This window comes from Pseudomonas sp. Sample_11 (assembly GCF_004307505.1).
GTDB classification, from domain to species: domain Bacteria; phylum Pseudomonadota; class Gammaproteobacteria; order Pseudomonadales; family Pseudomonadaceae; genus Aquipseudomonas; species Aquipseudomonas atacamensis.
The window spans coordinates 15,081-41,531 of the sequence record NZ_RCOD01000105.1; the positions used below are offsets into that span (position 1 = coordinate 15,081).

General features: G+C 58.5%; 27 protein-coding genes. 12 read left to right on the forward strand and 15 right to left on the reverse strand.

Translation table 11 applies throughout. The features are described 5' to 3' along the window. From D8U60_RS26735 to D8U60_RS26770, 8 genes are all read right to left on the reverse strand, one after another. Entirely contained in the window at window positions 1-1,410 is a 1,410-nt protein-coding gene (locus tag D8U60_RS26735; protein ID WP_016773787.1) for a circularly permuted type 2 ATP-grasp protein, read from the reverse strand. A gap of 477 nt (window positions 1,411-1,887) precedes the next feature. Beyond that, window positions 1,888-2,235, reverse strand: coding sequence for a ribonuclease E inhibitor RraB (locus D8U60_RS26740; RefSeq protein ID WP_003223226.1), 348 nt, complete (start codon window positions 2,233-2,235; stop codon window positions 1,888-1,890). A gap of 209 nt (window positions 2,236-2,444) precedes the next feature. Beyond that, the gene (locus D8U60_RS26745; protein WP_016773786.1) at window positions 2,445-2,678 is read right to left on the reverse strand and encodes a hypothetical protein; all 234 of its coding nucleotides are present in this window, start codon (window positions 2,676-2,678) and stop codon (window positions 2,445-2,447) included. 186 nt (window positions 2,679-2,864) lie between these two features. Then, on the reverse strand, window positions 2,865-3,740 hold the full coding sequence (gene speE, locus D8U60_RS26750; protein WP_016773785.1) for a polyamine aminopropyltransferase: 876 nt from the start codon (window positions 3,738-3,740) through the stop codon (window positions 2,865-2,867). Window positions 3,741-3,964: 224 nt separating this feature from the next. Further along, entirely contained in the window at window positions 3,965-4,156 is a 192-nt protein-coding gene (locus tag D8U60_RS26755; RefSeq protein WP_016773784.1) for a PLDc N-terminal domain-containing protein, read from the reverse strand. 71 nt (window positions 4,157-4,227) lie between these two features. Beyond that, window positions 4,228-4,758 (reverse strand): hypothetical protein, encoded by a 531-nt coding sequence (locus D8U60_RS26760; protein ID WP_122699014.1) that lies wholly within the window; start codon window positions 4,756-4,758, stop codon window positions 4,228-4,230. Window positions 4,759-4,917: 159 nt separating this feature from the next. After that, a complete protein-coding gene (locus tag D8U60_RS26765; protein ID WP_122699015.1) occupies window positions 4,918-5,436 on the reverse strand; it encodes an ankyrin repeat domain-containing protein in 519 nt (172 codons plus the stop codon). 95 nt (window positions 5,437-5,531) lie between these two features. Continuing rightward, window positions 5,532-7,370, reverse strand: coding sequence for a long-chain-acyl-CoA synthetase (locus tag D8U60_RS26770; RefSeq protein ID WP_130901348.1), 1,839 nt, complete (start codon window positions 7,368-7,370; stop codon window positions 5,532-5,534). A gap of 385 nt (window positions 7,371-7,755) precedes the next feature. On the opposite strand from D8U60_RS26770, the gene D8U60_RS26775 reads away from it, so the two are divergent. Next, complete coding sequence (locus tag D8U60_RS26775; protein ID WP_016773780.1) at window positions 7,756-8,034, forward strand: DUF3509 domain-containing protein; 279 nt, start codon at window positions 7,756-7,758, stop codon at window positions 8,032-8,034. A 175-nt stretch (window positions 8,035-8,209) separates the two neighbouring features. On the opposite strand, the gene mtnC is transcribed toward D8U60_RS26775, so the two are convergent. From mtnC to aroC, 5 genes are all read right to left on the reverse strand, one after another. Continuing rightward, window positions 8,210-8,893: an acireductone synthase gene (gene mtnC / locus D8U60_RS26780; RefSeq protein ID WP_130901349.1), complete on the reverse strand. Its 684-nt coding sequence runs from the start codon at window positions 8,891-8,893 to the stop codon at window positions 8,210-8,212. A gap of 4 nt (window positions 8,894-8,897) precedes the next feature. Continuing rightward, complete coding sequence (locus D8U60_RS26785; RefSeq protein WP_122612018.1) at window positions 8,898-9,443, reverse strand: acireductone dioxygenase; 546 nt, start codon at window positions 9,441-9,443, stop codon at window positions 8,898-8,900. 92 nt (window positions 9,444-9,535) lie between these two features. Then, window positions 9,536-10,162 (reverse strand): methylthioribulose 1-phosphate dehydratase, encoded by a 627-nt coding sequence (locus D8U60_RS26790; protein ID WP_095180814.1) that lies wholly within the window; start codon window positions 10,160-10,162, stop codon window positions 9,536-9,538. Continuing rightward, window positions 10,159-11,304, reverse strand: a complete 1,146-nt coding sequence (locus D8U60_RS26795; protein ID WP_073472596.1) for an MFS transporter — start codon at window positions 11,302-11,304, stop codon at window positions 10,159-10,161. Before D8U60_RS26795 ends, D8U60_RS26790 begins: the two co-directional genes overlap by 4 nt. A 34-nt stretch (window positions 11,305-11,338) precedes the next feature. Beyond that, complete coding sequence (gene aroC, locus D8U60_RS26800) at window positions 11,339-12,430, reverse strand: chorismate synthase (protein ID WP_122747074.1); 1,092 nt, start codon at window positions 12,428-12,430, stop codon at window positions 11,339-11,341. A 130-nt stretch (window positions 12,431-12,560) separates the two neighbouring features. On the opposite strand from aroC, the gene D8U60_RS26805 reads away from it, so the two are divergent. Then, window positions 12,561-13,514: an alpha/beta fold hydrolase gene (locus D8U60_RS26805; protein ID WP_122602888.1), complete on the forward strand. Its 954-nt coding sequence runs from the start codon at window positions 12,561-12,563 to the stop codon at window positions 13,512-13,514. Between the two features lie 99 nt (window positions 13,515-13,613). Next, window positions 13,614-14,405: a hypothetical protein gene (locus D8U60_RS26810; protein WP_122699019.1), complete on the forward strand. Its 792-nt coding sequence runs from the start codon at window positions 13,614-13,616 to the stop codon at window positions 14,403-14,405. 132 nt (window positions 14,406-14,537) lie between these two features. Here D8U60_RS26810 and prmB read toward each other — a convergent pair whose 3' ends face one another. Beyond that, on the reverse strand, window positions 14,538-15,446 hold the full coding sequence (prmB, locus tag D8U60_RS26815; RefSeq protein ID WP_016773773.1) for a 50S ribosomal protein L3 N(5)-glutamine methyltransferase: 909 nt from the start codon (window positions 15,444-15,446) through the stop codon (window positions 14,538-14,540). A gap of 239 nt (window positions 15,447-15,685) precedes the next feature. Between prmB and D8U60_RS26820 the strand changes: the two genes are divergently transcribed. From D8U60_RS26820 to D8U60_RS26840, 5 genes are all read left to right on the forward strand, one after another. Beyond that, window positions 15,686-16,276 (forward strand): cysteine hydrolase family protein, encoded by a 591-nt coding sequence (locus tag D8U60_RS26820; protein ID WP_016773772.1) that lies wholly within the window; start codon window positions 15,686-15,688, stop codon window positions 16,274-16,276. 131 nt (window positions 16,277-16,407) lie between these two features. After that, entirely contained in the window at window positions 16,408-16,728 is a 321-nt protein-coding gene (locus D8U60_RS26825; RefSeq protein WP_016773771.1) for a hypothetical protein, read from the forward strand. 74 nt (window positions 16,729-16,802) lie between these two features. Further along, window positions 16,803-17,360 carry a Smr/MutS family protein gene (locus tag D8U60_RS26830; RefSeq protein WP_130901350.1) on the forward strand — a complete coding sequence of 186 codons (558 nt, stop codon included), beginning with the start codon at window positions 16,803-16,805 and terminating at the stop codon, window positions 17,358-17,360. 77 nt (window positions 17,361-17,437) lie between these two features. Beyond that, window positions 17,438-17,983 carry a GTP cyclohydrolase I FolE gene (gene folE / locus D8U60_RS26835; RefSeq protein WP_016773769.1) on the forward strand — a complete coding sequence of 182 codons (546 nt, stop codon included), beginning with the start codon at window positions 17,438-17,440 and terminating at the stop codon, window positions 17,981-17,983. Between the two features lie 103 nt (window positions 17,984-18,086). Continuing rightward, window positions 18,087-18,458: a glutathione S-transferase N-terminal domain-containing protein gene (locus D8U60_RS26840; protein WP_122699020.1), complete on the forward strand. Its 372-nt coding sequence runs from the start codon at window positions 18,087-18,089 to the stop codon at window positions 18,456-18,458. A gap of 167 nt (window positions 18,459-18,625) precedes the next feature. Here D8U60_RS26840 and D8U60_RS26845 read toward each other — a convergent pair whose 3' ends face one another. Beyond that, complete coding sequence (locus D8U60_RS26845) at window positions 18,626-19,792, reverse strand: PLP-dependent aminotransferase family protein (protein ID WP_130901351.1); 1,167 nt, start codon at window positions 19,790-19,792, stop codon at window positions 18,626-18,628. Between the two features lie 81 nt (window positions 19,793-19,873). On the opposite strand from D8U60_RS26845, the gene D8U60_RS26850 reads away from it, so the two are divergent. The 4 genes from D8U60_RS26850 (at window position 19,874) to D8U60_RS26865 (ending at window position 26,393) form a co-directional block, all read left to right on the forward strand. Then, window positions 19,874-20,320: a MarR family transcriptional regulator gene (locus tag D8U60_RS26850; protein WP_071171571.1), complete on the forward strand. Its 447-nt coding sequence runs from the start codon at window positions 19,874-19,876 to the stop codon at window positions 20,318-20,320. A gap of 291 nt (window positions 20,321-20,611) precedes the next feature. After that, the gene (locus D8U60_RS26855; protein WP_024012217.1) at window positions 20,612-21,961 is read left to right on the forward strand and encodes an NCS2 family permease; all 1,350 of its coding nucleotides are present in this window, start codon (window positions 20,612-20,614) and stop codon (window positions 21,959-21,961) included. 85 nt (window positions 21,962-22,046) lie between these two features. Continuing rightward, a complete protein-coding gene (locus D8U60_RS26860; RefSeq protein WP_130901352.1) occupies window positions 22,047-22,676 on the forward strand; it encodes a LysE family translocator in 630 nt (209 codons plus the stop codon). Window positions 22,677-22,868: 192 nt separating this feature from the next. Continuing rightward, the gene (locus D8U60_RS26865) at window positions 22,869-26,393 is read left to right on the forward strand and encodes a calcium-binding protein (RefSeq protein WP_130901353.1); all 3,525 of its coding nucleotides are present in this window, start codon (window positions 22,869-22,871) and stop codon (window positions 26,391-26,393) included. Window positions 26,394-26,451: the final 58 nt, after the last annotated feature.

A 26,451-nucleotide genomic window follows, 5' to 3' on the forward strand; every position in this document is an offset into this window, starting at 1 on the left:
TCAATCCTCGACTACCCAGGTGTCCTTGGTGCCGCCGCCCTGGGAGGAATTCACCACCAGGGAGCCTTCACGCAACGCGACACGGGTCAAACCGCCAGGCACCACACGGGTTTCGCGACCGGACAGCACAAACGGACGCAAGTCGATATGGCGCGGCGCGATGCCGTTTTCGACAAAGGTCGGACAGGTCGACAGCGACAGCGTCGGCTGCGCGATGTAGGCGTGGGGTTTGGCTTTGATGCGCTCACGAAAGGCATCGATTTCCGCCGTCGTCGCGGCTGGCCCAACGAGCATGCCGTAACCGCCGGAGCCTTGGGTTTCCTTTACCACCAGTTCCGGAAGATTGGCCAGCACGTGGGACAGCTCGGACGGGTTGCGGCACTGCCAGGTCGGCACGTTTTTCAGAATCGGCTCTTCGTCGAGGTAGAAACGGATCATGTCGGTGACAAACGGATACACCGATTTATCGTCCGCCACTCCGGTGCCGATTGCGTTGGCCAGCACCACGTTGCCGGAACGATAGGACGACAGCAGCCCCGGCACGCCGAGCATTGAATCCGGGTTGAACGCCAGCGGGTCGAGGAACGCATCGTCGAGCCGGCGGTAGATCACGTCGACCGCTTTCGGGCCGTCAGTGGTGCGCATGAAGACTTTGTCGTCACGCACGAACAGATCCGCACCTTCGACCAGTTCCACGCCCATTTCCCGGGCAAGAAACGCGTGTTCGAAGAACGCGCTGTTGAAGCGTCCCGGCGTCAACACCACCACGCTCGGGTTGTCGATCGGGCTTGAGCTTTTCAGGGTGTCGAGCAGCAGATTGGGATAGTGATCGATCGGGGCGATGCGCTGGGCGGAGAACAGCTCGGGGAACAGGCGCATCATCATCTTGCGGTCTTCGAGCATGTAGCTGACGCCGCTGGGTGTGCGCAGGTTGTCTTCGAGAACGTAATAAGTGCCATCGCCATCGCGCACCAGATCGACGCCGGAGATATGCGAGTAGATGTCGCGGTGCAGATCCAGGCCCTGCATTGCCAACTGGTATTGCTCGTTGGCCAGCACCTGCTCGGCGGGAATGATCCCGGCCTTGATGATGCGCTGCTCGTGGTAGAGGTCGGCGAGAAACATGTTCAACGCTTTGACCCGCTGAATGCAGCCGCGCTCGACAATCCGCCATTCACTGGCGGGGATGCTGCGGGGAATGGTATCGAACGGAATCAGGCGCTCGGTGCCCTGCTCGTCGCCATAGAGCGTGAAGGTGATCCCGGCTCGGTGGAACAGCAGATCGGCCTCGCGGCGGCGCTGCGCGAGCAGCTCGTCGGGCGTCTCGGCCAGCCAGCGGGCAAATTCCCGGTAATGCGGGCGGACCAGGCCGCCGGCATCGTACATCTCGTCAAAATAGGTGCGGATCATGCCGTACTCCTTGTCACTCCGGACATACAGGCCTTCGCAAGGCCCGTGCCATCGGCATAAACGCTTTGATTTCAATCGGTTGTAGATCCACGCCGGTGGCTGCGCACCATTCCTGTGCGGCAAATGCCCCGGCCCGATTGCCCCCGCTTCATTGCGACGCACTGCATCGCCTATCACCAGCATAGTCAGAGTTGATTTCACTGCCCGGCCACGACTGCGGATAATCCGCGCATTCGCTGCAAAACTTCCCCGGCAAGCCGCCGCGAAGTAGACAGCTCAACTGATCTGTACTGCCTTGGCAGCCCCGCCCCGACAGGACTTTATTGCATACCCGTCTTCCCTTTTAGCCACCCTCTCCGGTGGCTTTTTTTTGCCCGGGATTCTTGTTTCAGGGTTTTGCCACTGCGATGTGCAGAAGCCAGAAACGACAACGGCCGACCCGAAGGTCAGCCGTTGTCCTACAAACAATGCGCAATATCAATTCAACCGGTAACGATTGCGCACCTCCTGCTTCACGCCCCAACCCTCGATAATGCCGCCCAGCGGTTCGACCACGGCAGAAAAGCCTTGCTCGAAATCGCCGATGTCGTCATAGGTTGCGTACATCACTTTGCTCAATTCCAACGACCAGGCGCCGTCGTCGCGCGCACTGACCTGGGCATTGATGGACTCACCGCGAAATTTGCCTGCTGCCCTGCGCGCCCGCTCCTCGTCCGGGAAAATCGCGTAGAACTCGATGGGATGGAACCGGGAAAAATCGAAACCGCCTTCTTTCATGCGGCGCAGAACGTTGCTGCTGATGTCTTCTTGATAGGCTGTGCTCATGAATCGTCCCCCTCGATTGATGGATAGACTTTCCGTATTCCCGCCCCGGGCCTTTTGGCCTAAGTACTACGGCAACGTGGTTGCGCGCGGGAAACAAGCATGTAGCTGACAAGACCAGACCTTAGCGATCCATTCGCTGATCTCGCTTGCAGAGTAGCCCCAAGAGAGCGCCGCTGCCAAGGCCTGGTTTACGAGATGACAGGAAGTGTTCAGACAGGGGTGATGCTGCGGATTTCGATGCCGTTCTGGGTCTTGAGGTTTTTCACCCCGGCATCGGCGGTGCGCCCTTCCAGATCGTTGAGATCCAGCTGGGCGGCGACCGGAAGAAGCCGCTCTTTGACGAGCCGTGCGGCTTCATCATCGGACGGGCATTCCTCACGTTCGAAGACTTCATCGACAATTTCACCGTGATCATCCACGAAAGTGACTTTCCACTTTTGCATCAGTGCCTCCTCGATCAACCCGTAAATGGGCTTACCTCTATCTCGACTTTTTCCCGCGAGAGTTGGTTCAAAAGGATTACAGCCGACAACGGTGAAAATAACCATCCGATCAATAATGCGGACTCTGTGGCGAGGGGATTTATCCCCACACCACAAAAGCTCCCTTGCAGAGCGACGTCAGCGTGATCAGTCGTTGCTCGGCTTGTTGACCGCTTGCAGCACGTATTGCGGTAAGGCGAACGCGCCGATGTGGATTTCCGGGTTGTAGTAGCGGGTGACGATGCCGCTGCCGATGAAGCGCTGTTGCAGGGTTTCACGGCTGAGCTTGCGGTAGGCCGGGTTGGTCGAGCCCCAGGCGAAGGTCATCGAACCGCCGATGTAGGTCGGTACGGCGGCCTGATAGAAATGCCAGTCCGGGAACAGGCTGCGCAGGCGACCGGCGGTGGTTTTGACTTCGTCGATCTGCATGAACGGCGTGCCGTTCTGAGTGACGAGAATGCCGCCTTCGTTCAGGCAGCGGTGGCATGCCTGGTAGAAGTTCTCCGAGAACAGCACTTCGCCCGGGCCGATCGGGTCGGTGGAGTCGGAGATGATCACGTCGAATTTTTCAGTGGTGGTGGCGACGAAACGCATGCCGTCATCGATCACCAGGTTCAGGCGCGGATCGTCGTAGGCACCGGCGGAATGGTTCGGCAGGAATTCCTTGCACATGTCGACCACGGTGCCGTCGATTTCAACCATGGTGATGTGCTCGACGCCGGCGTGCTTGGTCACTTCGCGTAGCATACCGCCGTCACCGCCACCGATGATCAGCACGCGCTTGGCGGTGCCGTGGGCGAGGATCGGCACGTGGGTGAGCATCTCGTGGTAGATGAATTCGTCGGCTTCGGTGGTCTGGATCACGCCGTCCAGCGCCATCACCCGGCCCATGCGCGGGTTCTGGAAGATCACCAGATGCTGGTGTTCGGTGCGCACTTCGTGCAGCAGTTTTTCCATGCGAAAACGCTGGCCGTAGCCTTCGTAGAGGGTTTCCAGGTACTCGCTGGTCTTGGTGACGGTCATGGTCAAGTGCTCCGATAAATGCGCGGGCGCCATCGTGGGGACGATTGCCCGGGAAAGGCGCGCATTCTACGTTGCCGAAGATGACAGGTCGAACCTCACTTGATGGCGTAGACACAATCCTTGTAGGAGCTGCCGAAGGCTGCGATCTTTTGATCCTGGTTTTCAAGTTCAAGATCAAAAGATCGCAGCCTTCGGCAGCTCCTACAAGGGAGATCGCTGTGTTGTCAGATCCGGACGTTGCCCCGCGGTCCGGCAATCGCCCAGATGATCAGGCCCAGCACCGGCAGGAGGATGATCAGCAACACCCAGACGATTTTCATTCCGGTGGAGGCGCCGCTTTTCAGCACGTTGATGATGGCCCAGATGTCGAGGGCAAGGATGATCAGGCCAATCAGACCGTTGAACGTGGAACCCATGGTGTCGCTCCAGAATAGTGGCATGCACTTTTAGGATAGACGGTCGCGCGCAGGGTTCCCTTTTATTGCGTTCAGACGTGAACGGCGACCTTCAAGGCTTCCAGCGCTGGCGCGGCGGCGATGCCAACCTCGGCGCACAACTCCAGCACGCGGGGCACATCGTTGCCGTAGACCAGGACCATTTGCAATTCATCGTCGAGCAACTGGCTGAAGTTCATCAACGTGTAACCGCCGTTTTCCTTGTTCAGGCTGCTCATCTGCACCTGGATGCGGTTGAGTGCGGTCAGTGCTTCGGTCTTGGCCAGTTGCTTGGGCTTGAGATTGAAATCCACGCCCGGACCAAACGAGGCAACGATTTGTGCGAACAGATCGACGTAGGTATCGGCCTGAAACAGCACGGTTTCCGGCAGGCTGCCGACCACTACCCACTCACCCAGCGGGATCGGGAAAGTATCGTCGTAGTTGATGTCCGGATTGGCGGCCAGAAAAGCCTCGGCGTCGGCGTAGGCCTGAGCGGCTTCGTCGGCCACCTTCAGGATCTCGTCCTCGCCCATGCAGCCGGAGCTGATTTTGCTGATGAGTTCGACGAGTGCGGCTTTCATGAGGGCGGATCCTGTGGCGGAGGTGAATTTTCAGGGCGCGAAGGATAGCGCAGAAAAGCAAAAGATCGCAGCCTTCGGCAGCTCCTACAGGCCCTGCGATCACTTGGCGAACGCATCAAGTGTAGGAGCTGCCGCAGGCTGCGATCTTTTGATCGTTTATCAGTCCAGCAACTTTTCCAGCTGCGCGGTGGTGTCGACCGCGCCCATGGTCCGCGCCGCATCCAGCGCGGTCACGCCGTTGGCGTCCTTGGCTTTCGGGTCAGCACCCTGGCCGATCAGGTAGTCGACGATTTCAACGCGGTTGAACATTGCCGCCATCATCAACGCGGTACGGCCGTCGAAGGAAGAACCTTCAATCTCGGCACCCGCCTCGACCAGCGCCTTGACCACCGCCAGATCGCCCTTGAACGCGGCGCCGGCAATCGGGCTCTGGCCGTTGCCATTGCGCATTTCCGGATCGGCCTTGTGTTTAAGCAGGACCTTCACCGCATCGACATGGCCGTAGTAGCTGGCGAGCATCAACAAGGTGTCGCCCTTGCTGTTTTTCAGGTTCACCGGCAGCCCGGCGCTGACCAAGCGATCAAGCATCTCGGCATCACCGTCGCGCGCCTTGTTGAAAACCTGCTCGGTGAATTCGGCAGCTTCTTCAGGGGTCATCTGGCGGCTTTGGTCGGACATGGGGCACTCCATTTCGGTCTATCGGAAAGCCGACAGTTTCCCGAGCGCGACGGTGGCTGTCACTCGGTTTTTTCCGAGCGTCCCGATAGCCACACTCAATATCGATGTTTGCCCTGTTGAATTTCAGCGAGGATTTGCTCACTGACATGCACATAGGTTTCGCTGCCCGGCAGCCAGGCGAAGATCGGGTCATCGCCGGTGAGCCCGGGGTCAAAGCCTTCCGTTTTCAGGCGAGTCTTCTGGTATTTGAAGGTCCCGGTGGTTTCCATTTTCACTTTCACCCGCAAGAACAACGGCACGGCATAAGCCGGCATACGTTGCCGGACGAAACTCAGCAATTCAGCGAAATCCAGCGTGGCCAAGGATTCGGCGGGAGTAATTGCAGCCATCCCCGCACGCCCGTTGGTGTTGGGGATTTCCACACCGTAGGCCACGGCTTCAGCGATCAGCGGATGTTGCAGCAACAAATTCTCGACTTCGGTGGTCGACACGTTTTCACCCTTCCAGCGATAGGTATCGCCGAGGCGATCAACAAATTGCGCATGGCCGAAACCGATGCTGCGCAGCAGGTCGCCGGTGTTGAAAAAGCGATCGCCCTTGTTGAACACATCGTGGAGGACGACGCGGGCGGTTTTCTGCGGGTCGGTGTAACCGTCCAGCGGCGCCTTGTCGTCGATCCGCGCCAGCAGCAGGCCCTGCTCGCCCTTGCCGACCTTGCGCATGAAACCATCATCGCCGCGCAATGGCTCGCCACTGTCATGGTCGTAAGCGACCAGTTCCCACGCCATCAGCGAAAAACCGACGGTGTTGTCGAAATTGAGGATGTTGGTGAAACCGATGTTGCCGTCGCTCGCCGCGTACAGCTCACAAATGTGCTCGACGGCAAAACGCGTCTTGAACTCGGCCCAGGCACCGGGACGCAAACCATTGCCAATCATCTTGCGCACGTCGTGGCGGCTGTCATCGGCGCTGACCGGTTGCTCGACCAGGTAGCGACACAGCTCACCGACATAGCCGATGGTGGTTGCGCGATAGCGGCGCACGTCACCCCAGAACTGGCTGGCGCTGAACTTGCGGCGGATGGCGAAACCCGAGGCGCCGTTGATCGCCGATCCCCAGCACACGCACAGACCCGTGGCGTGATACAGCGGCAAGGTGCAGTAAACGACATCATCCGGGCGCATATCGAGGGCGATCATGCCGAAGCTCGCCGAACTGCGCATCCAGCGTCCATGCTTGAACACCCCGGCCTTGGGCAGGCCGGTGGTGCCGGAGGTGTAGATGTAGAAACACGGATCGTCGAAGAATACTTGCGCGCTGCTCGGCGGGTTATCGCTGCTGGCGTCAGCACTGGCGCTGATCAGATTGACGTAGCCCTCAGGGGCGATGCCCGGATGGCTGTAGGTGTCCTGATCGGCGACGAACCAGGTGCGCGGCGCTGCGATCGCAACCTGATCACGCACGCCGGCATAGGCAGCGGTCAGTTCTTCGCCAACCACAATCGCCACCGGCGCAACCAGATTGATGCTGTGAACAAGCGTGTCGCGCATCAACGAGGTATTGAGCAGCGCACTCACCGCGCCGAGCTTGGCCAGCGCCAGAATCGTCACCAGCAATTCCGCACGGTTCTCGATGAACACCGCGACCACATCGCCCTTGCCGATGCCTTGCTCGCTCAGGTAATGCGCAATGCGATTGGCCCACTGATTGACCTGCGTGTAGGTCAACGCCACGTCGCCCTGCAACAACGCCACACCATTGGGATTGCGCAGCGTCGCCTGCTCGAACGTCCAGCCGAGGCCGCACGTTTGGGTCGGATCCGTGACATTGGCCACCTTCATGCCTTTGACCACCCGGGGGATGGCCTTGGCGATCATCGGCAGTTTGCGGAGCATCATGCCCCAGGTAATCGTGTCGCTTGGTGCGTGACGCATGAAAGCTCCCCGTTCGATCTTGACGTGCAGACCGCTGTTCTTGTTATCGGGTAATGACTGCGACCGACGCGTTTACGCCGTGGGTCGAGAAGGAAAGTACGTCAGTGCTCGCGGGGCTGTACACGCGGTTTTTGCAATGATTTGTATCCCGTCGCGCCTTCGGGGAAGAGCGGATTCTGGTACGGACGTTTGGTTCCGTTGTACGGAGAAAAATCACGCAAAATGCAGGATGCACGATGGCCATTCATGCAGATTGCACGACGCCTGCAAAATGCAATGCCTTCAACTTATTGATTTTAAAGGGATTTTATTCGCATCAATACTGGCACAAACGCTGCAACTACCTCCGCATGCTTGCCATTCAAGTACATACGGAGCTGATGACATGAGCCTGATTCAAGAAAAATTTACATCGCTGTTCTCCAACTACGAAGTCAGCACTGCCCCACGTCCTGACGGTGGCATCCTGCTCACTCTGCGTAGCAGCGACGGCAAAGTCTTCAAACGCGCCCTCTCGTATCAGCAACTGCATGCCGGTGACCAACTGTCGTGGGCGATCAGCGCGATCCGCCGCGACCTGGCCGAACAAGCCAGCGAGCTGCCGCAAATTGCAATGCTGCAGAGCCAGCAGCGTTTTGCTCTGCCGACGTATCACTCGCTGTAATTTGCTTTAAACAAAAACAGGCCGTGGAGCATGCGCTTCACGGCCTGTTTTTATGTGCTCAGGATTTTTGTAGGAGCTGCGGCACGCTGCGATCTTTTGATCTTGATTTCATGCCTAAATCGAAAGATCGCAGCCTCGTTTCACTCGACAGCTCCTACAGGGATGTGTGCAATGGTCAGAACGCTTCCGGTTCGATTCCAGTAAAGCTGTCCACCGTCACGTGCCCTGCCAACTCCCCGCCTTCACGCGCCAGACCGCAGGTTTTCATGCCGGCCGACTGGGCAGCGTCGAGCTCTTCGACGATGTCCGACAGGAACAGGATTTCATCGGCTTCAACACCCACCGCCTGCTGAATGTTGCGGTAGGACTGCGCCTCACGCTTCGGCCCCGATGTGGTGTCGAAATAGCCGCTGAACAGCGGCGTCAGATCCCCCGCTTCCGAGCAACCGAAGATCAGCTTCTGCGCCTGGATCGAGCCGGACGAGTAAACGAACAGTTGATAACTCGCAGCATGCCAACGTTGCAGCGCTTCAACGGCATCAGGATAGACATGCCCCTTCAACTGCCCGGCCTGATAGCCCTGCGCCCAGACCATGCCTTGCAATGCCTTGAGCGGCGTGGCTTTGCGGTCTTCGGCGATCCAGCTCAAGAGGATTTCAACAACCCGTTCAACATCGGCCTGCGCCTCGTTGCTCTCGCGACGCACGGCGTCGAGCTGTTCGGCGACATCAGCACGCGAAGCGTTCTGGCGCACAAATTCGGGCAAATGTTCGGCGGCGTAGGGAAACAGCACGTCGAAGACGAAACTCACCGCGCTGGTGGTGCCTTCAATGTCGGTGAGGATGGCTTTGATCGACACGGTTTCAGTCCTCCAGACGCGGGAAGCGACCGGCGATGTCTTCGCCGGTGAAATTGGCAACCCAGCCTTCCGGGTTGTTGAACAGACGGATCGCCACAAAGTGCGGATGTTCGCCCATGTCGAACCAGTGCTTGGTGCCGGCCGGAACCGAGATCAGGTCGTTCTTCTCACAGAGAACGGCATAGACGTAATCGTCGATGTGCAGGGTAAACAAGCCACGACCGGCAACGAAAAATCGCACTTCGTCTTCGCCATGGCGGTGCTCTTCGAGGAACTTGGCGCGCAGCTCGGCTTTTTGCGGGTGATCGCTGTTGAGGCTGATCACATCGACGGTGATGTAGCCGCGCTCGGTCATCAGTTTGTCGATCTGCTCTTTATAAGCACTGATGACTTCTTCCTGACTGGCGCCGGGCTGGATCTTCGCGGCGGCCTGCCAGCGGTCGAAACGCACGCCCTGCTCGGCCAGCGTCGAGGCGATGTCTTCGAAATGGGTCAGCACCTTGTGGGGAATCTCAGGGCTGGAAACGTGATAAACGGACAGGCTGCTCATGGGCAATTCCTCGGTAGCGGCGGCGCCGTCCGGCTCTTGCAGACCGGTCGGGCGCCGCGTGGCATCAGGCAAACGGGCTGTTTCTGGTGAACTCAGCCTTGGCGGTTCATGACGCTGCGGGTTTTCAACTCGCATTCAAACAGGAATTCAAAGGCCTCGATCTGCCGCAGCGCGTCGCTCATCTGCGCGCCCCAGGTGTAGAGACCATGGCCGCGAATCAGATAACCGACGCAATCAGGATGGGCGTCGAGCCAAGGCTGCACCTTGGCGGCGAGTCGCGCAATGTCCTGATCGTTGTCGAAAATCGGCACACGCACCCGTGATTCATGGGTGGAAATGCCGCTGAAGGCTTTCTGCAATTCGTAGTCTTCGAACTCGATGAAATCTTCCGGAGTCAGACGCGACAGCACCGTGGCATTCACCGAATGGGTGTGCAACACCGCGCCGATTTCCGCGCGCCAGCGGTAGAGCTGGGTGTGCAGCAAGGTTTCGGCGGAGGGTTTCTTGCCCGGCTCCAGGCTATTGCCGGACAGATCGGTAGCGAGCACGTCATCCACACCCAACTGGCCCTTGTGCTTGCCCGATACGGTCAACAGCGCTTCGCTCGGCGACAGGCGTGTCGAATAGTTGCTGCTGGTGGCTGGCGACCAGCCACGGCCATATAGAAAACGCCCGGCGTCAACGATCTGCTGGGCGAGCTGTTCACGGCTAAGGCTCATGGCCTGTCCTCTTGCATACATGTGGCAATGATAACGGCAGCGGCAAGCGCTGCGAGACTGGCAATACTAAAGGTCAATGTCGCGCCAAGGGCGTTCCAGCTGTAACCGGAATACAGCGCACCGAGCGCCCCGCCGGTGCCGGCCAGTGCCGCATACAGCGCCTGGCCCTGACCCTGCTGGCGGGCGCCGAAACTACGTTGCACGAAAGCGATGGCAGCCGCATGAAAGCTGCCGAAAGTCGCTGCGTGCAGCACTTGGGCGAACAACAGCACCCAGAGAAATTCAGCGAACGACCCAAGCAGCACCCAGCGCAACGCCGCCAGCAGGAAACTCGCCAGCAGCACCCGACGCAGGGAAAAGCGCGCCAGAATGCGACTCATGGCCATGAACATCAGCACTTCCGCCACCACCCCCACGGCCCAGAGCATGCCGATGACGCCACGGCTGTAACCGAGGCGTTCAAGGTGCAGAGTCAGAAAGGTGTAATACGGCCCGTGGCTCACCTGCATCAGCGCGACGCAAGCATAAAACGCCAGTACGCCGGGATGGCGCAATTGCTTGAGAAAGCCCTCGCCCGCCGGCCGATTGCCTTGCGCCGGCTGTGCATTCGGCACCCACAGGCTACTCAGGACGATACCGGCCATGATCAGCACCAGCGCCGCCGGATAAATGTCCAGACTGAGCCATTCGAACAGCCGCCCCAGCACCACCACGGTGATGATGAAACCGATCGAGCCCCACAGGCGAATCTGGCTGTAGCGCGATGTTTGCCCCTGCAGATGCGCGAGGGTGATGACTTCGAACTGCGGCAGCACCGCGTGCCAGAAGAATGCATGCAGGGCCATGACCATCGCCAGCCAGGCGTAGGTCTGACTGACGAAGATCAGCGAAAAGGTCAGCAACGTGCACACCGCACCAAAGCGCACGATGGCCAGACGCCTGCCGGTGTAATCGCCGAGCCAGCCCCAGATGTTCGGCGCCACGCAGCGCATCAGCATCGGAATCGCCACCAGCTCGCCGATGCGTGCGGCGCTGAAGCCGAGGTGATCGAAGTACAGCGCCAGAAACGGCGCTGTCGAACCGAGCAAGGCGAAATAGAACAGATAAAAACTGGACAGCCGCCAGTAAGGAAGCGCCGCCACGCCGGTTATGCCGCGACGGCTTTGAGCGCAGCCATCAGAGCTGGCCCAGCACCGGCGTGCTCACGCGCACATCGGCGTTCTGCCCACGGTGGCGCAGCAGATGATCCATCAGCACGATGGCCATCATCGCTTCGGCGATCGGCGTCGCGCGGATGCCGACGCAGGGGTCGTGACGACCCTTGGTGATCACGTCGACCGGGTTGCCATTCACGTCGATCGAGCGCCCCGGGGTGGTGATGCTCGAGGTCGGTTTCAATGCCAGATGCGCAACGATTGGCTGGCCGGACGAGATGCCACCGAGGATGCCGCCGGCGTTGTTGCTGAGGAAACCCTCCGGCGTCAGTTCATCGCGGTGTTCGGTTCCGCGCTGGGCGACGCAGGCGAAACCGGCGCCGATCTCCACGCCTTTGACTGCGTTGATGCTCATCAGCGCGTGGGCCAGTTCGGCGTCGAGGCGATCGAAGATCGGCTCGCCAAGGCCCGGCATGACCCCTTCGGCGACCACGGTGATCTTCGCTCCGACCGAGTCCTGATCGCGGCGCAACTGGTCCATGTAGGCTTCCAGCTCCGGCACCTTGTCCGGGTCAGGGCTGAAGAAAGCGTTTTCTTCGACACAATCCCAGGTCTTGAACGGTATTTCGATCGGGCCGAGCTGGCTCATGTAGCCGCGGATGACGATGCCCTGACTGGCCAGATACTTCTTGGCGATCGCACCGGCCGCTACGCGCATGGCGGTTTCCCGCGCCGAACTGCGGCCACCGCCGCGATAATCGCGCTCGCCGTATTTGTGGTGATAGGTGTAGTCGGCGTGGGCCGGGCGGAACAGATCCTTGATCGCCGAGTAGTCCTTGGACTTCTGGTCGGTATTGCGAATCAGCAGGCCGATCGAGCAACCGGTGGTGCGACCCTCGAACACGCCGGAGAGGATTTCGACTTCATCGGCTTCCTGGCGCTGAGTGGTGTGGCGGCTGGTGCCAGGCTTGCGGCGATCGAGGTCGCGCTGCAGATCTTCCAGGGAAATCTCCAGGCCCGGCGGGCAGCCGTCGACAATGGCGACCAACGCCGGACCATGGCTTTCGCCAGCGGTGGTGACAGTGAACAACTTGCCGTAGGTATTGCCGGACATGCAGGACGCTCCGTGAAATCAAACCCGAATTCTTGATGCGCGCCAGTATACGCAGGCTAACCGAGTAGTTCATCCTCGAACCTTAGTGGTGCTGGCGAGTCCAACCGGCACCTTGACCAATGATGGCGTGATGATGCTGCGAGTTCTGATCTTGAGTCTTACCCTCTTTACCGGCTTTGCCCAAGCGACAGTCCTACAGCGCCCGGTCACTCTGGACACCGGCAGTGGCGAACTTTTCGGTTCGCTGTTGCTGCCCAAGTCCGACAGCCCGGTGCCGATTGTTCTGATGATTTCTGGCTCGGGTCCTACAGATCGCGACGGAAACAACCCCGACGGCGGGCGCAATGACAGCCTCAAGCGCTTGGCCTGGGTGCTGGCCAAACACAACATCGCCAGCGTGCGCTACGACAAGCGCGGCGTCGCGGCGAGTCTGGCGGCCGCTCCCGATGAACGTGAGCTGTCAGTAGAGGGCTATGCGGCGGATGCCGTGGCCTGGGGGCAGAAGCTCAAGGCCGATCCGCGTTTCGGCAAACTGATCCTGCTCGGCCACAGCGAAGGCGCGCTGATTGCCAGCCTCGCTGCGCCGAAGCTGGACGCAGCGGCGGTGATCTCGCTGTCCGGCAGCGCGCGGCCGGTCGATGAAGTGATCCGCGAACAGTTGGCGCGCAGCCTGCCGCCGCCACTGATGCTGCGCAGCAACGAACTGCTCGACAGCCTCAAGGCCGGCCACACCGATGACAACGTGCCGCAACCGTTGCAGGTGATCTTTCGCCCGAGCGTGCAGCCATACCTGATTTCGCTGTTCCGTCAGGATCCGGCGCAAGCCTTTGCCCAACTGAAAATGCCGGCACTGATCGTCCAGGGCAGCAACGATATTCAGGTCGGCACCGAGGACGCGAAGCTGCTCAAGGCGGCGAAACCGGACGCGCAACTGACGGTGATCGAAGGCATGAATCATGTGCTGCGCATCGTCCACAACGACATGAAGCGGCAATTGGCCTCCTACAAGGACCCGAATTTGCCCCTGGCCGCCGAACTGGGCGCCGCCGTCATCGAATTTATTGACGGAATTCGTGCAAGTTAACTGCGTTTTACCCTCCAGCCTCACAGAAAACGGCCGATAAGCCTTTGTCGCCAGCGCAACGTCTGGCGGCAAGCAGGGCTTGGACAGGATCTCGCCGTTATGACTGAAACCCAGACTTCACCCGACACCAGCGCTGAAAAAGACGCACCGCCAGCGGTCGAACTGCCGTGGGCGGATGTCCAGGCCGAGCACCACAAGATGCTCCGCCTGGCGCCGCTGCAGACCGACCGCAACACCGGCGGCCGGCCGTTGCGCTTTGTCGAATTCGGTTATGCCGAGCGCAATAGCAAAGAGCGCAGCCTGATGCGCATGGCGATCAAGCTGCCCAACCAGCGTGTGCGCAAAGAACAAAATCATCTTGATGTGTGGGTCGACCACGCGAGCAAACGCGTGAGCTTCGGTCCCGATAGCGGCTTGCAGATCGAACCGCTGAATCGCGGCATCGGCCGTTTCATGGCCGCGCAAGGCATCAATTGGGCGAAAAAACGCTGGCCCGGCTACTCCTTCGACGGCATGGATCTGAACAACAAGGATGCGCTCAACGAAGACACTCGCTTGCGTCGCGACCATTTCCTGCGCGTGCACGGTTTCGATGTGGCTTACGCCGACGCCCAGCATTTGAAAGGCAGCATCAAGGCTGTGCAGGTCGGTGATCTGCTCGGTGACTGGAACAGTGAAAAACTGCAGATCGTCGAAATTCTTGAAGCCGCGCAGATGCTGCAGCAGGCCGAACAGAATCTCGCCGAGCAGGAAGTGAAACTGAAGAAGCAGGAAGAGAAAGTCAGCAAGTTCAAGCGTGAAGACGCCGGGTTGCGCTTCACCATTACGTGTCTGGTGGCGTTTGCGGTGTTTCAGGCGGGGTTGTTGATCTGGATTGCTACGCACCGCTGAGGGCTTGAGCGCGTACTGATCGTTCATGCTCTGCGTGGGAATGCAGCCCGGGACGCTCCGCGTCCCAAAAGCGGACGCAGAGCGTCCATTGATGCATTCCCACGCGGAGCGTGGGAACGATCTGTCACAACCTTAGACGCGGGACGCGAACAGGGCCTGATGCGCGCGGCACTGCTCGGCTGTCAGCATGAACACGCCATGCCCGCCGCGCTGGAACTCCAGCCAGGCGAAATCGACTTCCGGGTACAACGCCTCGACGTGCACCTGGCTGTTGCCGACCTCGACAATCAACAAACCTTTCTCGGTCAGGTGATCCGCCGCTTCGGCGAGCATGCGCCGGACCAGATTCAGACCATCATCACCGCAGGCCAGGCCCAGTTCCGGCTCGTGCTGATATTCGTCCGGCATGTCGGCGAAATCTTCCGCGTCGACGTAGGGCGGGTTCGACACGATCAGGTCGAAACGCTGACCCGGCAAACCATCGAAGCCATCACCCTGCACGGTGTAGACGCGCTCATCGACGCCATGGCGCTCGATGTTCTGGTTGGCCACTTCCAGCGCCTCGAACGACAGGTCCGCGAGCACCACTTCGGCATTCTGGAATTCGTAAGCGCAGGCAATGCCGATGCAGCCGGAACCCGTGCACAGGTCGAGAATCCGCGCCGGTTCGTTGCCGATCCACGGCGCAAAGCGGTTTTCGATCAGTTCACCAATCGGCGAACGCGGGATCAGCACGCGCGGGTCGACGATGAACGACATGCCGCAGAACCACGCCTCGCCGAGCAGATAGGCGGTGGGAACGCGATCTTCGATGCGGCGCTTGAGCAAGCGCTGCAGATTGACCAGTTCGTCATCTTCCAGCGCGCAATCAAGATAGCTGTCGGCGATTTCCCAAGGCAGGTGCAAAGCGCCCAGCACCAACTGGCGCGCCTCGTCCCAGGCGTTGTCGGTGCCATGACCGAAAAACAGATCCTCCCCATGGAAGCGGCTGACGGCCCAACGGATGTGGTCGCGCAGGGTACGAAGTCGGGAAGTGATCACGGCGTAGAACTCCAGAAAAAACGACTGGCGATTCTAACAGCCAAAACGCCCGACGACGACGCAGGAAAAACCGCGCTGCAACGGTAGGAGATTTCTTTTTTTTGCATCAGGCATTGAACGGAACGTGTAACTTGACAAGGCTGCAGGCCAAGAACGACGGCGCCTACGATGGTAGCGATTCACAGAACCGCTCAGCCAGAGGACAATGTCGCAAAAGCCCCACCCCGAGGAGCCCCAGAATGTCCGTTCCAAAAACGATGTTTCAACTCAGCGGTCGCGGTTACGCAGCGGCCACCCTGAGCCATGCCACCGTGGTCATCATCGATGCCCAGAAGGAATACCTCAGTGGCCCGCTGGCCCTGAGCGGCATGGACGCGGCCGTCGCGAACATCAAACAAGTGGTTGCCGCAGCCCGTGCCGCCGGTCGGCCGATCGTGCACGTGCGTCATCTCGGCACCGTTGGTGGCCTGTTCGACCCGCAGGGCGAACGTGGCGAATTCATCCCCGGTCTCGAACCGCAAGGCGATGAAACCATTATCGGCAAACTGCTGCCGAGCGCATTCCATGGCACCGAACTGCTCGAGCGCCTGCAAAACCTCGGCTCTCTGGACCTGATCGTCTGCGGTTTCATGAGTCACTCCAGCGTCAGCACCACCGTGCGCGCGGCGAAGAATCTCGGTTTCCGCTGCACGCTGGTCGAAGACGCCTGCGCGACCCGCGATCTGCCGTTCAAGGGCGGCGTGCTCAGCGCCGAACGCGTGCAGGAAGCGGAAATGGCGATCATGGCTGACAACTTCGCCACGCTGGCCAAGACTCAGGACCTGATCTGATCCTGCCCTTGTGAGCGGTGCATTGGCGCCGCTCATCCGCTATATCCGCTGATTTGCCGCAAATGCCATAGCCTCAGGAACAACCCGGTCAACTCCCGGTCGAAGGGCCGATACCATTGAGGAAGGTCGGAATGAAGTTATCCGATGGATTTGACGCACGCCGTTTGCGGCCCAAAGGCCAAAGCAACTGGCGTTTTCGATTTGGCGCGGCGATCTCGGCCATTCTGGCGACGTTCGGCGTGCTGCTGGCGATGGCCGGCGCCGCCAGCCTGCTCGGCCGTCCGCCGGCGCTGGGTGACCTGAACGCGTCGCCGCTGGGTTCGGCAATCATGCTCGCCGTGGGCTTGCTGTTTCTGTATTTCGGCGTTGCCCTGTGGCGCCGCTGCCGCCGTCGCGCACGGCAATCGCGGGAACTGAACATGTCCCCGCATCTGATGAAAAAACACGACTGACCCAACGGCCTGGCTTTTTGCCGGGCCGTTTTCTGTCGACTTGGGTAAACTGGCCGCCCTTCGCGGAGGCTGACATGCAAGACGACGATTTTTCTCTGTTCAAAAGTGCCATCCAGGGCGTCAAGCCGATCAAGCACGACCGCGCCGACACCGGCAAACCCAAGGCTGACCGCGCGCAGATCGCCAAGCTGCGTCAGTCCGCCACCGTGCGCAGCGACACCACCATCATTGACGGCCTCTCCGACCAGTTCGTGATCGACGTCGGCCCGGAAGACGAGCTGATGTGGTCTCGCGACGGCGTGCAGGAAAGCCAGATGCGCAAGCTCAAGGTCGGGCAGATCCCGTTCGAAGGCAGTCTCGACCTGCACGGCATGACCGTGGAAAAGGCCCGGGAGACGCTTTGGGCCTTTCTCGCAGAAGCAACCAAGTTCGAAATCCGCTGCGTACGCGTGACTCATGGCAAGGCTGTGCGCCTGGATGGCAAGCGGCCGATGATCAAAAGCCACGTCAATACCTGGCTGCGCCAGCATGCGCAAGTGCTCGGTTTCTGCTCCTGCCAGGCCAAACACGGCGGTGCCGGCGCGGTTTATGTGATGCTGAAACGGACGATGATGGAAGGCCGCGACGAATAAAGCCGTCACACCGAACTTGCAGGGTTGTGTCCGCCACCGTACCCTTGCCCTTTGCGAAAATCCCCACAGGTAGTTTCATGTCCCTGGAACAGAATTACACCGCGATTCTCGGCCAATTGGGCGAGGACGTGTCCCGCGAGGGCCTGCTCGACACGCCAAAGCGTGCCGCCAAAGCCATGCAGTACCTCTGCCGCGGTTATGCACAGACGCTCGAAGAGGTCACCAACGGTGCCCTGTTCAGCTCCGACAACAGCGAAATGGTGCTGGTCAAGGACATCGAGCTGTATTCGTTGTGCGAACACCACCTGCTGCCGTTCATCGGCAAGGCGCATGTCGCCTATATCCCGAGCGGCAAAGTGCTGGGCCTGTCGAAGGTTGCGCGGATCGTCGATATGTACGCGCGCCGCCTGCAGATTCAGGAAAACCTCAGCCGCCAGATCGCCGATGCGGTAATGCAAGTCACCGGTGCGCTGGGCGTGGCCGTGGTGATCGAAGCCAAGCACATGTGCATGATGATGCGCGGCGTCGAAAAGCAGAATTCGTCGATGATCACTTCGGTGATGCTCGGTGAATTCCGTGAAAACGCGGCAACCCGTAGCGAATTCCTCAGCCTCATCAAGTAATTCGCAACAGAAAAGAACCGGCGTTGATCGCCGGTTTTTTTTCGCCTGTGAAAAATCGGGTAAGCTGCGCGCCTTTCTTCATTTGCACCGTGAGGCTTTCAACGTGTTCGTCAAAGCGCTTCGTGTCGGCCTCGGCCAACTGGTTATTTTCATCGACTTCATTACCCGCCCGAGCAAGAAAAAGCGCCCCGCTACTGCTCAGGCGCAAGTCGACGCTGCCGCGAAAGATCTGACGCTGTATCAGTTTCACGCCTGCCCGTTCTGCGTGAAAACCCGCCGCGCCCTGCATCGTCTGAATGTGCCGGTGACGCTCAAAGACGCGAAGAACAACGAGCAGGATCGCCAGACCCTGCTGGAACAGGGTGGCCGGATCAAAGTGCCTTGCCTGCGTATTGAAGAGAACGGGCAAACCACCTGGATGTATGAATCCAAGGTGATTATCGATTATCTGGATAAGCGGTTTGCGGCGGTCTGACATTGATGTGCTGTGGCTGATGGCGCCATCGCTGGCAAGCCAGCTCCCACATTGATCTCAGGTTGTAGACAAGAATTGTGGGAGCTGGCTTGCCAGCGATGAGGCCCGTCAAATCATCACAAAACTCAGACAATGATAAACCGGCCCTCCAGCCGGTTTATTGCTTATCAGGCCGCCCTCTCCATCTGCGCCCGCCGCACCACCGCCGCCAACCGCTTCAACCCATCATCCAGCCGCGCCGGATCAATGTGGCTGAAGTTCAAGCGCAAATGCCCATGATGCTTGTCCGGCTCAGGAAAGAACGGCTCACCGGGCATGAATGCCACATCATTGGCCAACGCCTCGTTAAGCAAAGTGCGCGTATCCAGCGGTTGCTTCAGCGTCAGCCAGAAGAACAGCCCGCCCTGGGGCATGTTCCACTCAGCCAGATCGGCAAAATGCTCTTCCAGCGCCAACTGAAACGCATCGCGACGCTGCCGATAGAAATCCCGCAACTCGCTCAAATGCTGTTGATACTTCTGCGAGCCGATCCATTGCAGCGCCTGCCACTGGCCGATGCGATTGGTGTGCAGGTCCGCCGATTGCTTGAGTCTGAGCAGGTGCGGGAACAGATCCGGACTGGCGATCAAGTAACCGACACGCAAACCCGGGAGCAAGGTTTTCGAGACGGTGCCGGTGTAGATCCAGCTGGCTTTTTTCAGACGCGCGGCAATCGGCTTCGCGCTGCCACCATCGAAAGTCAGTTCGCGGTATGGCTCATCTTCAATCAGCGTGACGCCAAATTCATCGAGCAATGCCGCGACTGCGGCGCGCTTGGCCTCGCTGTAGCGCACGGCGGAAGGATTCTGGAAAGTCGGGATCAGGTAGATAAACGCCGGGCGATGCTGCTCTAAACGATTACGCAATTGCGCCAGATTTGGGCCGTCGGCTTCCTGCGCCACAGTCAGGCAGTCGGCGCCGAACAGCTGGAAGATTTGCAGCGCGGCCAGATAAGTCGGCGCCTCCAACAGAATTTCCGTGCCCTTGTCGATGTACAGCTTGGCCGCCAGATCCAGGGTTTGCTGCGAGCCGCTGACCACCAGCACCTGACTCGCCTCGCATTCAAGGCCCAGCGCACTCGCCTCTGCCGCCAGCGCCTCGCGCAAGGCCGGCTCGCCTTCGCTCATGCCGTACTGCCCCAGCGACAGCGGCATCTCGGCCCATTCCACCTTCGGCAACATCGCCTCAGCGGGCAGACCGCCGGCAAACGACATCACCTCTGGACGCTGGGCCGCGGCGAGGATTTCTCGGATCAAAGAACTTTTCAGGCGCGAGACACGTTCGGAAAAAGCCATGGTGGTCACCGTAGCGAGGCAGGTAAAAAATGAGTCAAACTGGTTGACTGAAACTACGACAGCTTGAGCGAGTACGTCAACATGCTTGACCTTAAAAACCCCGCAAGTCAGCAACAGGCCATGGAAGCGTTCTTCTTCGGCTATCAGGCGTTCACGGCCAAGGCGGATGAAATGCTCGAGCGCCGCGGACTCTCGCGGGTACATCAGCGCATCGTGTTTTTCATCGCGCGCTATCCGAACCTGAGTGTGAAAGAGTTGCTGGCCCTGCTGGGCGTGAGCAAACAAGCGTTGAACATGCCCCTGCGCCAGTTGCAGGAAATGCATCTGGTCGACAGCGTCGCTTCACAGACGGACAAGCGTAAGCGCCTGCTTGAGCTGACCGCAGAAGGCGCGAAGTTCGAGCAGGCGTTGCGCCGTGAGCAGGTGAAATTGCTTGAGCGGGTGTTTGCCGAGGCTGGGGAAGCGGCGGTGAATGGGTGGTTGGCGGTGAATCTGGCGCTTGGGGGCAGTCAGACGCATCTCGAGTGACAGGACCGCCCTCTTCGCGAGCAGGCTCGCTCCCACAGGGGAACGCTTTACAAAGGTGGGAGCGAACCTGCTCGCGAAGCCATCCTGGATGGCCATATATCCCTATCAGCAAAAAAATCGGCGACAAAAACCAAAACAATATTTGCTTTATTTGTACACAAAAGCATAATCCACTGCGTGCGAGTTCCTGACTACACGGTCAACAAATTCGCGTATGCCTCAAAGGGCCGCTGCCACCCCTCATGGGTCCGGCCCTGGAAATAACAATAAAACTCTTGAGGAGTACTCGCTGTGGAAAGCCGCAAATCCGAAGCACCGCCGCTCGAGCTCACGCCGCCATTACGCAATGGCCTGCTGGAGCGTCTGTTCAAACTCAGCTTGCATGGCACCACGGTGAAGACCGAGCTGATTGCCGGTCTGACAACCTTCATCACCATGGCTTACATCATTTTCGTCAACCCGAACATCATGGCCGATGCCGGGATCGATCACGGTGCAGCCTTCGTCGCCACCTGCATCGCCGCCGCGCTCGGCTGCCTGTTGATGGGGCTCTACGCCAACTGGCCGGTCGGCCTGGCGCCGGGCATGGGCCTCAATGCTTTCTTCACTTACACCGTGGTCGGCACCATGGGCTACAACTGGGAAACCGCCCTCGGCGCGGTGTTTGTCTCGGGCGTGCTGTTCATGTTCCTGACCTTTTCGCGGATTCGCGAGTGGCTGCTCAACAGCATCCCGGTCAGCCTGCGGTTTGCCATGGGCGCCGGTGTCGGTCTGTTCCTGGGCCTGATCGGGCTGAAGACTGCGGGCATCGTCGTCGACAGCCCGGCCACCCTGATCAAACTTGGCTCGCTGCGCGAACCCGGTCCGTTGCTCGCCGCGATCTGCTTCCTCATGATCGCGATCCTCAGTTACCACCGCGTGTTCGGTGCGATTCTGATCAGCATCATCACCGTCACCCTCGCCGGTTGGGGCCTGGGTCTGGTCCACTACGAGGGCATCATGTCCGCGCCGCCGAGCCTGGCGCCGACCTGGATGGCAATGAACGTAGCCGGCGTGTTCAACGTCAGCATGATCAGCGTGGTGCTCGCCTTCCTCTTCGTGCACATGTTCGACACCGCCGGCACGCTGATGGGCGTGGCCCAGCGCGCCAACCTTGTCGCCGCTGACGGTCGCATCGAGAACCTTTCCCGAGCCATGAAGGCCGACAGCGCCTCCAGCGTATTCGGCGCCGTGGTTGGCGTGCCCCCAGTGACAAGTTACGTGGAAAGCGCCGCCGGCGTAGCCGCTGGTGGTCGGACTGGTCTTACCGCCGTCACCGTGGGTGTGCTATTTATAGCGGCCATGTTTTTCGCACCGCTGGCTGGCATGATTCCCGCTTATGCCACGGCAGGTGCCCTGATTTACGTGGCGATGCTGATGATGGGCGGCATGGCCCACATCGAATGGGACGAGGCGACTGACGCCATTCCGGCGATTGTCACGGCGATCATGATGCCGCTGACCTTCTCCGTCGCCGACGGCATCGCGCTGGGCTTTATTACCTACGTCGCGTTGAAGGCCGGCACCGGCAAGTACAAGGAAATTTCCGTCAGCCTGTGGGTGCTCTGCGCGATCTTCATCGCCAAGTTCATCTTCCTGTAAGCGCTGCGCGGTTCAGGCTTCAAACCAGCCTCACCCTCACCGGTGGGGCTTTTGCACATCTCGATAACAACAAAGGAGCAAAACGATGAGTCTGGAAACTTGGCTGCTGTTCAGTGGCGCTGCACTGGTGGTGATCCTGATCCCGGGGCCACTGTCATTGCTGATGATCAGCAACAGTCTGAATTACGGTTTACGCAGGTCGTACCCCGCGTTCCTGGGTGGCGTGATCGCCTCGATCTGCCTGCTCAGCGCTTCGGCACTGGGGCTTGGCGCTCTGTTGCTGGCCTCGGAACAGTTGTTCAGCGCGCTGAAAATCATCGGTGCGCTGTACCTTTTTTATCTCGCCTGGCAGAGCTGGCAGCAGTCGCGCCAGCCATCGATGGGCGCCGAAGTACCCGAAGCCGCACCGGTGCCGCGTTTTCGCACATTGTTCGGACGCGCTTTTGTACTGGGTGCGAGCAACCCTAAGGACATCCTGTTTTTCGCCGCGTTTCTGCCACAGTTCCTCCGCGCAGACCAACCGTTTCTGCCGCAGTTACTGATCATGATTGCGACCTGGGTAGTGCTCGATCTGTGCTGCAAACTGGCTTACGGTCTGGGTGCCAATGGTGCCGCACGTTATTTGCGCAGCGGCAAAGGCCAGAGTTGGTTCAATCGGGTGAGTGCCGGACTGTTTGGTGGTGCTGGCGCGGCGTCGTTGCTTGGCAGCCACTGACTGAAAAGCGCCACTATTGATTATCCTGCCGGAATGGATCTCGGGCAGGATCATGTTGTTCATGAATCAATTAAGTGCAGCATCCAATCCCTGATATGCAATAGATAGCAACAACCCATCGATATACAGGTCTCGAAAGGCCAACGTAATATCCTTGGCCTTAACAACAATTGCCGGAACAAGGAAGTTCTAATGGCCACACTTATACGCGAAGCAACGGCACAAACCGACCCTGCAATACATGCGGACACGCAACCTGTTTCCGATACCGTCATAATTATGGATTTGGGCTATGAATCCAACGAATACAAACCTTCAACCATCGACCATGGCCAAACCAATGGAAAATCGAGTCAATTGCAAATGGTGGACGAAGTGTTCGGCCCTTTGGAAATTGGCGATATTTCGATTACCCGTACCGCACTCGACGGACTAGGCGCAACGATTGACGGTCAGCCATTGAATGGCCAGAACAGCTTCTTTCGCCGCCCCAAACTTTCTTTTATCAATAGCCTGCAGTTCGACGCCAATAAAGTTGAACACTTTCTGAAAACTTCAACGGGCAGCGATAGCTACTTGTTACCCACGCTCCTGTTTGAAATGGCCAGCCAGCGCCCGCTTGGCGCCCCTCAGCTCTTGGGGGAAAACAATGCCAATGAAAAGGTAGCCGGCAATTACCGCGACAAATTGGTAAAACTTCTGAGCGCAGCACAGTCGCTTGATCTACAACATGTGCACGTCCCCAGACATCATCCCCGCTGGGCGGCATTGACCAAAAGCTACGCGACGCTGGGCTCCAGCCTGGGCATCCAGGGTTTCGGCATTTTCATGGGGATTCGTGGCGTAATCGACGCGATCAAAGCCGATAACCGTGCTGAAGTAGCGATAAACAGCGCGGGCATTGCATCGGAGCTGGCCTCCATCGCGGCCGATGTCACGGTCAGTAAAATAGCCACGCAGATGCTCACAGCCGGACAGAATGCTTACCGGGACTTCGCCAGAACACGCTTCGCACTCAGACTGGGTCGATCGGGCGGTCTGGTCGGCGGCATGCTGACGCTGCCCTTCGACATCTTTACCGCCGTGAGATCCATGAACGCCGCTGAGAATGCCACCGGCAAAGAGGCTATGGATCATTACGTCAGCGCTGGCCTGAGCATTACCAGTGCAGCCATGACCGTCATTCTCGGCACTGCCGCGATGGCCGGTTTCTCGTTTGCCGGCCCCGTCGGGCTTGCAGCCGGCGCGATTCTCGCCATTGGCTCGCAGGTCTACGGTGCGGTACGTATCGTTGACGACATAGATGACTACATCGAATTAACCGTTGACGAGCGGTGGCGTAGCGGATGGTTTTCGTTCTGCATGATGGACGTCGACGAAAGCGTTCAAAACCGCTATATCAAGGCCAAAACACTACTTCAACACTCATTGCAGTTAAAAAAGACCGCGAGAACGCTACTCGATGGCCCCTTGAAAGAGAGCACCGAAGCCATCGTCAATGGCAAGTTTGATGTACGCCTGAAACCGACGCGGGTCTGGAAACGGAACTGGTGGACCAAACAGGATGCGTGGGAGTCGGTCAATGTCCCTGAAGTGGTAGGCACCGATGACATCATTGATGCAAGCGCAGGGGTTACAAAAGATACACCCGGCGCGGAACTGGGAGTTGCGGCAGAGGGCAAAAACATTATGTGGTTTCTCAGCGAGGGTAACGACTCGATCAAAGGTGTAGAAAAAAAACCCAACACGTTCTATTACAAGTCAGGAAAAAAACAACTGTCGGGCGGTGAAGGCAATGACCAGTTCCTGTTTGAGAACGCAGCCGCTTTCCTCGAAAAGGACAGCCATGTTGCAGAATATTCAACGCTAAGCGGCGGCGCAGGAAATGACACACTGGTACTTGGCGGCAATTACTCCTCTCGTGATACGAACAGAACTGGCTATGACATAGATTTGCTGGCCGGAACATTGCAGATCATCACCAGCGATGTCGATGCCGAGAATAACAAGATATCCATCCTGCACAGTTTGCTGGACAGTATCGAAAATATTGAAACAGTCCATCGCGCAGCAAGCGTAGTAACCGGCACTGCGCAAAACAACGTCATCAAATCACGGGGCAGCGACATCATTGAAGCTGGCGCCGGAGACGATCAGATATTCCTCTCCCACGAAAAAGCAAAAGCGTCGGGAGGCGCCGGTGCGGATCAATATTACATTGCGCATGTGGCTGGTCGTTTTTCCATTATCGATGATGGTGAACAGACCAGTCATATCGTCATGAATTGGCGCAAGGACCTGATTGAGTCCTGGAATATCGAGGGCAATGACCTGGTCATCCGCTCAGGGTTCGAAACTCATGACAATCCCAAAAACGTATTGACCATTCATGACGTTTACAAGAAAAACGAAGGCACGAGAAAGCTGAGCAACAAAAATCTGATTTTCATAACCAGTGATGATTGGCATTTCAGACTTGACCTGCCTGAAACAATCCCGGATGGCCACCCCGCCGATATACCGGAAATTTTCGTCAAACGTGGCAAACCGGTAACACCGATCATTATTTATGCGCCGGAATGCTGGATCCGACATCGCAAGGAAGCGAGCTATTACGTACCGAGAACCGGCAAGGCCAACACTTTCTACGCGGTTTTACGCCCGGATGTCATAACCCGGATATATCTGGACTTCACCAGTGATGAGCTGACAAAAGCCGAGGCGCATTTTTTCTCCGACAAACCCAAGTCATACCGACTGACTGTCGGTTGCCATCTCGTCTATCACTTCGGCGCGAAGACCATCAAGCTGAATTATTACTCGGCTGCGCGTAGCGAAGACGATCACGACAATATCACCAAGATCCTGCGAACCATGGCCGTTCGACCGTTCGGCCGTTATGTGTTGATTTTCAAGGACGGTGTGGTTGCAAACGCTGGTCTTACAGCGGAAACCGACACCCCGCCAGCCTTTACTGACTTCTCGGTCTCGAGGCATTGGGTAACCCAGATGAAAGTGCCACTCACGGGTCGTTCTCGACAGTGCTTTTATGCGCTGCCTGAGAAAGCGGGTTACTCGCTTGGCACTTTGAGGAGTTGCGCAATGCCGATACCACTGGCCGTGCAAACCAGCATGGACGCCTATGAAGGAGTGGGTGCGAGTTATCTCATCCACGTATTGCCTGACATGACTATCAGACTCTCGACTCCTGGCGCGCTCGCCAATGCCAAAGAGCGGCTTCCCTACTCATCCACTTGGGAACTTGATGCAACGCAGCTCGGCGAGGTCGATATAAAACTGGAAGAAAACCGGCTTTCCATCGGCACTACCACTTTTTATCTGCCTGTCTATGAAAGCGACGATTTGATAGACCAGATCCGCGTTATTACCACCGGTGGAGTTGTGCATACGGTCGATCTGGTCTTTGACCGTGTCTATCTGGATGGTCTCGATGCACGTTTTTTCGAAGAGCCCGACGCCTCAAAAGCACTCCCGCAAGCTCTTGCCGCATTGGCCAATGACGAAGTCAAAGTCTGGAACATTATCTGCCTTAACGACCAGACCGCGCGCGTGGGCTACAACTTTGCGGCGCATGGCTGGGTATTGCGTGCCGACAAATCCCGCATCGAAAAGTCTGCTTTAAAGGTGGTGAATCGCTGCAACCACCAAACCAACATTTTCGGCCCCGTTTCTGTGATGAAAGTGCCTCCCGCGTAATTCGCCGGTCGTTCGTCAATAAACCCATTTTTTCGAGCGTTGCTGTCTACGCGGCACT